This is a genomic window from Oceanicola granulosus HTCC2516 (assembly GCF_000153305.1).
GTDB classification, from domain to species: Bacteria; Pseudomonadota; Alphaproteobacteria; order Rhodobacterales; family Rhodobacteraceae; genus Oceanicola; species Oceanicola granulosus.
Genome location: NZ_CH724108.1, coordinates 589,547 through 596,215, shown reverse-complemented (window position 1 = coordinate 596,215; position 6,669 = coordinate 589,547). Strand labels below are relative to the sequence as shown.

At 74.0% G+C, this 6,669-nt stretch carries 10 protein-coding genes; 2 read left to right on the top strand and 8 right to left on the bottom strand.

Going from position 1 to position 6,669, the window contains the following annotated elements:
- Positions 1-46: 46 nt before the first annotated feature.
- Positions 47-748, bottom strand: a complete 702-nt coding sequence (locus tag OG2516_RS15005) for an HAD family hydrolase (RefSeq protein WP_007256559.1) — start codon at positions 746-748, stop codon at positions 47-49.
- Positions 745-1,023, bottom strand: a complete 279-nt coding sequence (locus tag OG2516_RS15000) for a DUF3572 domain-containing protein (RefSeq protein WP_040616097.1) — start codon at positions 1,021-1,023, stop codon at positions 745-747. Before OG2516_RS15000 ends, OG2516_RS15005 begins: the two co-directional genes overlap by 4 nt.
- A gap of 96 nt (positions 1,024-1,119) precedes the next feature.
- Here OG2516_RS15000 and OG2516_RS14995 point away from each other — a divergent pair, with 96 nt between their 5' ends.
- Positions 1,120-2,520 carry a diguanylate cyclase domain-containing protein gene (locus tag OG2516_RS14995; protein ID WP_007256557.1) on the top strand — a complete coding sequence of 467 codons (1,401 nt, stop codon included), beginning with the start codon at positions 1,120-1,122 and terminating at the stop codon, positions 2,518-2,520.
- 7 nt (positions 2,521-2,527) lie between these two features.
- Here OG2516_RS14995 and OG2516_RS14990 read toward each other — a convergent pair whose 3' ends face one another.
- The 6 genes from OG2516_RS14990 to OG2516_RS14965 all read right to left on the bottom strand — a co-directional run bounded on the left by OG2516_RS14990 (position 2,528) and on the right by OG2516_RS14965 (position 5,903).
- Positions 2,528-2,977, bottom strand: coding sequence for a periplasmic heavy metal sensor (locus tag OG2516_RS14990; protein ID WP_007256556.1), 450 nt, complete (start codon positions 2,975-2,977; stop codon positions 2,528-2,530).
- Positions 2,978-2,981: 4 nt separating this feature from the next.
- Positions 2,982-3,317 carry a hypothetical protein gene (locus OG2516_RS14985; protein ID WP_007256555.1) on the bottom strand — a complete coding sequence of 112 codons (336 nt, stop codon included), beginning with the start codon at positions 3,315-3,317 and terminating at the stop codon, positions 2,982-2,984.
- Positions 3,310-3,906, bottom strand: a complete 597-nt coding sequence (locus OG2516_RS14980; protein WP_007256554.1) for an RNA polymerase sigma factor — start codon at positions 3,904-3,906, stop codon at positions 3,310-3,312. Before OG2516_RS14980 ends, OG2516_RS14985 begins: the two co-directional genes overlap by 8 nt.
- A gap of 79 nt (positions 3,907-3,985) precedes the next feature.
- Positions 3,986-4,459, bottom strand: a complete 474-nt coding sequence (locus OG2516_RS14975) for an EF-hand domain-containing protein (RefSeq protein ID WP_083788622.1) — start codon at positions 4,457-4,459, stop codon at positions 3,986-3,988.
- A gap of 120 nt (positions 4,460-4,579) precedes the next feature.
- On the bottom strand, positions 4,580-5,356 hold the full coding sequence (locus tag OG2516_RS14970; RefSeq protein ID WP_007256552.1) for an EcsC family protein: 777 nt from the start codon (positions 5,354-5,356) through the stop codon (positions 4,580-4,582).
- 58 nt (positions 5,357-5,414) lie between these two features.
- Positions 5,415-5,903 (bottom strand): GNAT family N-acetyltransferase, encoded by a 489-nt coding sequence (locus OG2516_RS14965; RefSeq protein WP_007256551.1) that lies wholly within the window; start codon positions 5,901-5,903, stop codon positions 5,415-5,417.
- A gap of 71 nt (positions 5,904-5,974) precedes the next feature.
- Between OG2516_RS14965 and OG2516_RS14960 the strand changes: the two genes are divergently transcribed.
- Positions 5,975-6,577 (top strand): flavin reductase family protein, encoded by a 603-nt coding sequence (locus OG2516_RS14960; RefSeq protein ID WP_007256550.1) that lies wholly within the window; start codon positions 5,975-5,977, stop codon positions 6,575-6,577.
- Positions 6,578-6,669 lie beyond the last annotated feature (92 nt).

Sequence of the window (6,669 nt, the reverse complement as noted above, 5' to 3'; positions counted from 1 at the left end):
GGGACATCGTCGACGGGCCGCTCGAGAGCCTGGAACGCCCCGGCCGTCACCCCTGCGCGCGGACCCACGCCGGCAGGTCGGCCACCGACTCGAGCACCACGTCGGCGAGCGGCGCGAGGTCGGCGCGTTCGGCGGGGCCGGTGAGCACGGCGACGCAGGTCATCCCCGCCTGCCGCCCGGCGAGCATGTCGTGGCTGCTGTCGCCGACCATCACGCAAGCACCGGCCCGCCGCCCGGTCGCGGCGCAGAAGGCGTGGAGCTGGCCCGGGCCAGGCTTTGCCCCGTGGCCGGAATCGGCCCCCGCGATGAAGTCGAACGCCTCGACGATGCCCGACGCGGCCAGGTGCGCGCGGGCGGGGGCGGCGGCGTCGTTGGTGGCGATGCCGAGCGCCAGCCCGTCTGCGGCGAAGCCCTCGAGCAGCGCCCGCAGGTCGCACACCTCGACCTGCGGCGCGAGCGCGGCGAGGTCGTTCATCCGCTCGACCAGCGCGCTCAGCGGCTGGGGCGGCAGGAACGGCAGCATCAGCGCCGCGACCTCCCCGGCGGGCTCGGCGATGACGGGCGAGCCCTTGCGGAAGCGCTTGCGCTCGGTGTCGTAGCCGAGCACCTCGGCCAGCGCCTCGACGAGCACCGGATCGCCCTCGGCCACCTCCTCGAGCAGCCCCATCGTCCAGGCGCCCCAGGTGGCGTTGAAGTCGTAGAGCGTGCCGTCCTTGTCGAACAGGATCGCCTCGATCGGAGCGCTCATGTCCAATGCACCTCGCCCGCGCCGGGCAAGGCGTAGCGGGCGCGCAGCGGCTCCTCGTAGGACAGCCCGTGCTGGTCGCAGAAGGCGACGACCCAGGCGTCGTCCATCGTCAGGAACTCCAGCACGGACGCCTGGAACGCCGGATCGGTCGCGCGGGCGCGCAGGTCGTCCACCCCCGCCCCCGTCGAGCCGAGGAACAGCGGCGCCAGCTCGTCGTTGCCCGCAAGCCAGCCCAGCGCCATCAGCGCCACCATTTCGGCCCGGTCCGGCGTCATGTCCACATCCCCGATGTTCCTGTTTCGCGACAACGCTTTCTTAACCATTCCCGCGCACGCTGCCCAGCACCCGACACAAGCAGGAGGAACGTGCGGATGGCGGCCAACATCCTCGTCGTGGATCCGTCCGCGACCAGTCGCATCGTGCTCAAGGTCAAGCTGACGGCGGCGAACTACCGCGTGACCCTCGCGGCCACCCCGGCCGAGGCGCGCACGCGCATCGCCGAAGGGCGCCCCGACCTGGTGCTCGCCGGATTGTCCGCGGCGCAGCAGGAGGCCCTCGCCGCCTGCGCCGGCCTCAGGGCGGCGGCGGCCGGACGGCCGATGCCGCTCGTCGTGCTCGGCCCCTTCGAGCGGCCCGACGACCGGCTCGCGGTCCTCGCGGCCGGCGCCGACGACGTGCTCGGGCTGCCCGCCCACGACGTGTTGCTGCTCGCCAAGATCCGCTCCCACCTGCGCGAGCGCGACGCCGAGGCCGAGCTGCGACTGCGCGAGGACGCCGCCCGTGCCCTCGGCTTTGCCGAGCCCGAGACGACCTTCCGCCATGCCGGGCGCGTCGCGCTCGTGGTGCCGCCGGGGCGGGAGGGGCTCGAGCGCGGCCGCGCGATCTCGGCGGTGCTGCCGGGGGGCTGCGCGCAGCTGTCGCCCGACGAGGCCCTCGCGCCCTCCGCCGGGCCGGCCGCGCCGCTCCACGAGCTGTTCATCATCGACGCCAGCCGCTTCACCGGCGCCGACGCCTCCAGCGAGCTGTTCCGCCTCGTCACCGAGCTGCGCGCCCGCGCCGAGACCCGGCACGCGGCGCAGCTGGTGATCCTGCCCCAGGGCGCGGAGGGCATGTCGGCGATGGTGCTCGATCTGGGCGCCAACGATCTCGTCACCCACGATGTCGGCCTCGAGGAGCTCGCCCACCGCGTCCGCACCCTGCTGCAGTGCAAGCGCCAGCGCGACGGCCTGCGCGCCACCCTGCGCGACGGCCTGCTCGCCGCCGTGACCGACCCCCTCACCGGCCTGCACAACCGCCGCTACGCCCTGCCCCACCTCGAGCACATGGCGCAGACGGCCTGCGCGCAGGGCAGCGGTCTGGCGCTGATGGTGCTCGACGTCGACCACTTCAAGACGATCAACGACCGCTGGGGCCACCCGAGCGGCGACGCGGTGCTCTGCGAGATCGCCCGCCGCCTGCGCGACAACGTCCGGCCGGGCGACCTGCTGGCGCGGATCGGCGGCGAGGAGTTCGTCGTCGCCATGGCCGACGTCAGCGACGGGCTCGCCCGCCACACCGCCGAGCGGCTCTGCAACGTGATCGAGGAGGCGCCCTTCCCGCTGCCCGGCCGCACCACGGCGCTGCAGGTCACGGTGTCGATCGGGGTGGCGATGGCAGAGGGCATGACCACCAGCGAGGAGCTGTTCAACAGCGCCGACGCGGCGCTCTACCGGGCCAAGACGGCGGGGCGCAACACCGTCAGCCTGTCGGCCTCCGCGGCCTCCGCCGCCTGAGCGGGCCTCACCCGCCGTCGCGGCTCCGCCCCGGGCGGCGCGCCCCGGCCTCGAGCCGGTCGGCCAGTGCCGCGCGCTCGGCCGGGCTCATGGCGGCGAGCCGCTCGAGCAGCGCCGCCTGCCCCGCCTCGAGCACCGCCGCCGACCGCGCCCGGTGCTGCGCCATCGCCTCGGCCAGCGGCGCCGGATCGAACGGGTCGCTGCGCAGGACGGCGAGCATCTCCTCCATCATCCGGCGGCGCGCCCGCGGCCCCGACGGCAGCCCGGGCTGGTCGCGCAGCCGCGCCCCGATGGCGCGGCGGTCCTCTTCCGACAGCGCCGCGCCGATCGGGCCGAGGCTGAGGTCGTAGCGCGGCGGCGCGAAACGCTTGCCGCTCAGCGCCGCGCCCGCCACGAGGCCGACCACCGCCAGGTTCAGCGCCAGCGACAGCAACAGCACGATCCGCATCACCCGCATCGCCTCACCCCTCCAGCCCGAACAGATCGTCCGCGGGCACCAGCGCCACGCTCGCCGTCTCGCCCACCAGCCCGGCGGCGAGATCGCTCAGGCCCTCGGGCGGGGCGATGCCGATCCAGAGCCCGCCGACCGCCGCCGCCGCCAGCCCGCCCGCACCGGCCCAGCCCCCGAGCAGCGCCCAGAGGCCCGCGCCCGCCGCCGCGCCCCACCGGCGCGGCATCTCGGCCGCAGCGTCGTGCATCAGCCGCGCGAGGAACGCGTCGTCAAGCGCCGCCGGCTCCCCGGCCCGTGCCTCCTCGAACAGCCGCTCGAGCTGCCTGTCGTCAACCGGCTCAGTCATCGGCGAACCCCAACTCCTCCTTGCGCCCGGCGAGCAGCGCCGCCAGCGCCCGCTTGCCCCGCGCGGTCAGACTCTCGACCGCCTCGACGCCTATGTCCATGATCGCCGCGATCTCCGGATTGCCCAGCCCCTCGAGGTGGCGCAGCGCCACCGCCTGGGCCTGCCGCTCGGGCAATTCGGCCAGCGCCGCCGACAGCGCCGCGTGGCGGGTGCGCATCTGCATGTCGGCCAGCGCGCCGGGGCGGTCGTCCTCGGGCTCGGCCACCGCCTCGAGCGGCACATCCTTGCGCCGCCGCGCCCGCAGCCGGTCGGTGCAGAGGTTTGCGACCACCCGGTAGAGCCAGGTCGACACCTTCGCCTCGCCGGTGCGCCAGCCGGGCGCCTGCCGCCAGAGCCGCAGCATCGCCTCCTGCACCACGTCCTCCGCCTCGGTCCGGTCGGCGAGCATCCGCGTCGCCTGGGCGAGCGCCCCCGGGCCCAGCCGCCGCGCGAGCGTGCGCGCCGCCGACAAGTCGCCCGCGGCGTAGGCCGCGAGCAGGTCGGCGTCCGGGTCCGTCTCCGGCCCGGACCTGCGAGATCGCTGGAACATGGATCAGCGTCGTAGCCACATGGAACACTCCCGGCAACGGCAGGCGCGCCGGCCCTGCCCGGCCGGCACGCCCGTCGCCTCAGCGATGCGAGCGGGGGCCGTGGCCGCCCTTGCCGTGGCCGCGTCCGCCGCGCTCGCCGCGCTCGCCAGCCGCCGCGAACTCCGCCTCGGAGATGCTGCCGTCGCCGTCGGCATCGAGCCGCTCGAACATCGTCTGCCGCGGCGCGGGCGTGATGAACTCGTCGGCAGACAGCGCACCATCGCCATCGGCATCGAGCCGCTCGATCATGCGCGCGATCCGCGCCTCCATGCGCTCGGCACGCCGCGCCGCGGCCGCGGTCGCCAGCTCCTCGGCGGTGAGGCTGCCGTCGCCGTCGGCGTCGGCCTGCGCGAACCGCTCGAGCATCGGCGCCTGCAGTTCGGCCTCCGAGAGCGTGCCGTCGCCGTTCGTGTCGAGCGTGGCGAAGCCCGGCCGCGTCTCGGCGTCGGCCACCTGGGCCTGCACCGCCTGTATGGAGACGCCTGCCACGATCGCGCCGATCAGAAGGATCATGCGGGATTTCATTGGTCTTGGTCCTTTCCTTGGTCCAGTGCCGTCCGCGCCTCTCTGCGCGTCCGACACCTCTCCAAACGGACCGGCCAGCGCCTTCCGTCGCCGGCGGACGAACTTTTTTCAGGCGCGCTTCACCGGGATCGTGCGCTCGGCCAGAACCTTGTGGAATTCCTCGAGCACCTGCGCCTCGCCGTGGCCGCGCGCGAGGCGGCGCAGGCCGAAATGGACGTGCGCCATCTCCACGAAGTAGTCGGTAAACGCGTAGTTCGTCCCCGCCCCGGCCGCCGCGCCGAGCACCGGCACCGCCTGCGACGCGAGCTTCTGCGACAGCAGCGCGGCGAAGCGCGGCGCGACGGTGGCGATCAGCTTGTGCACCGCCGGGCCCGACAGGCTGAGCCGCGCGCCGACGAAGGTGGTATCGATGCCGTCGTCGGCCTCGCCCGGCCCGCCCGCGCCGAAGACGCGCAGGCATTCCTTGCGGGTCTCGGCGGAGAGCGGATCTTCCCCGTAGCGCGCGGCGACGCTCTGCACCGCGCGGAAGATCACCGTCGTCGCGACGGGCAGCTCGGCCAGCGCCGTGGGCAGCCCGCCGAGGCCGCCGAGCGCGCCCGACAGCGTGGCGAAAACCTTGTTGGCGCGGTCGCCCGAAGCGCGCCCGCCGGTGCTGGCGGCGACCTCGTAGGAGCGCTCCAGCGCGTCGCGCGCCGCGGTGTCGAGCCGGCCGCGCACGCCCTTGGGCAGCAGCTTGAGCATGTCCTCGACTTGCCCGCCGGCGAAGGTGACCACCTGCATCAGCAGGCCGCGGGCCCGGCGCTGGCGCTCCACCAGCGCCTCGATCTCGGCGCGCGCCTCGTCGTCGAGCTCGGCGGGCGGCGCTTCGGGGGTGACGTTGCGCATCGGCGGGCGGCTCCGTTGTTGATCTCCTCCGAAGAGATGGGCAACGACGCCCGCGAAATCAATCGCGTGCGGCCGTCACGGCGCCCGCCACGCCGTCCCACGCTCCCGGCGTCAGCGCCACGCCGAGCACCCGCTCCGGGTTCGTCGGCGGCGGCATCTCGACGCCGGGGAGCGCCTGGAACCCGAACCGTGAGTAGTACGGCGCGTCGCCCACCAGCATCACCCGCTCGTGGCCTTCCGCCGCCGCCCGCTCGAGCACCGATTCGATGAGGAACGCGCCGAGCCCCTCCCCCTGCCGCGTCGGGTGGACGGCGACCGGGCCGAGCAGCAGCGCCGCGACCCCGCCGACGCGGACCGGCCAGACCCGCACCGCGCCGCCGAGCACGCCGCCGCCGTCACGCCAGACGAGGCACAGCGCGCCGATCGGCGCCACGCCGTCGCGCAGCCGGTAGGAGGACAGGGCGGTGCGGCCCGGGGCGAAGCAGAGGTCGTAGAGCGCCTCGACCTCCCACCAATCCTCCGGCGTTTCCCTCGACACGCCGTCCATCGGCCCTCCGCTCCCGCTGGAAGCGGCGTTAGCATGGGGCTAGGTCAGGGGCAAACCTGGAAGGAAAGCCAATGTACTATCGCCCCGCCGACGGCCACGGCCTGCCGCGCAATCCCTTCAACGCCATCGTCACCCCGCGGCCGATCGGCTGGATCTCGACCCGCGACAGCGACGGGCGCGACAATCTCGCCCCCTATTCCTTCTTCAACGCCGTCGCCTACACCCCGCCGCAGGTCATGTTTTCCGCAACCTCCGCCAAGCCCGACCGGGAGGGGACCAAGGACAGCACGGCCAACATACGGGACACGGGTGTATTTTGCGTTAACATCGTCAGCTTCGATCTGCGCGACGCGATGAACGCCACCGCCGCGACCCTGCCGCGCGGCGAGGACGAGTTCGCGGCGGCCGGGCTCGAGAAGGCGGAATGCCACGAGATCGACTGCGCCCGCGTTGCCGCCGCGCCCGCGGCGCTCGAGTGCCGGCTGGTGCGGACGGTCGAGCTGCCGGGCGAGGCCAACGTGGTCACCTTCGGCGAGGTGATCGGCGTTCACATCGACGACCGCCACCTGCGCGACGGCTTCCTCGATATCACCAGTTACGTTCCGTTAAGCCGACTCGGCTACAAGGACTACACCGCGATTCGCGAGCAGTTCTCGCTGGAGCGGCCGGACTGACACCGGCGGCCTAGTGGCCGCCGATGATCCCGGTGCGCACGTCGTAGTCGACGGCGAGGCCGTAGTCCGGGTCGTCGTCGCTGTCGACGACG

Bases quoted from the DNA above. Each gene is read 5' to 3' on its own strand.
- OG2516_RS14960 (WP_007256550.1), top strand. From the start codon at position 5,975: ATGTACTATCGCCCCGCCGACGGCCACGGCCTGCCGCGCAATCCCTTC.
- OG2516_RS15005 (WP_007256559.1), bottom strand. From the start codon at position 748: ATGAGCGCTCCGATCGAGGCGATCCTGTTCGACAAGGACGGCACGCTC.
- OG2516_RS14980 (WP_007256554.1), bottom strand. From the start codon at position 3,906: ATGTTCCAGCGATCTCGCAGGTCCGGGCCGGAGACGGACCCGGACGCC.
- OG2516_RS14965 (WP_007256551.1), bottom strand. From the start codon at position 5,903: ATGGACGGCGTGTCGAGGGAAACGCCGGAGGATTGGTGGGAGGTCGAG.
- OG2516_RS14995 (WP_007256557.1), top strand. From the start codon at position 1,120: ATGGCGGCCAACATCCTCGTCGTGGATCCGTCCGCGACCAGTCGCATC.
- OG2516_RS14990 (WP_007256556.1), bottom strand. From the start codon at position 2,977: ATGCGGGTGATGCGGATCGTGCTGTTGCTGTCGCTGGCGCTGAACCTG.
- OG2516_RS14985 (WP_007256555.1), bottom strand. From the start codon at position 3,317: ATGACTGAGCCGGTTGACGACAGGCAGCTCGAGCGGCTGTTCGAGGAG.
- OG2516_RS14970 (WP_007256552.1), bottom strand. From the start codon at position 5,356: ATGCGCAACGTCACCCCCGAAGCGCCGCCCGCCGAGCTCGACGACGAG.
- OG2516_RS14975 (WP_083788622.1), bottom strand. From the start codon at position 4,459: ATGATCCTTCTGATCGGCGCGATCGTGGCAGGCGTCTCCATACAGGCG.
- OG2516_RS15000 (WP_040616097.1), bottom strand. From the start codon at position 1,023: ATGACGCCGGACCGGGCCGAAATGGTGGCGCTGATGGCGCTGGGCTGG.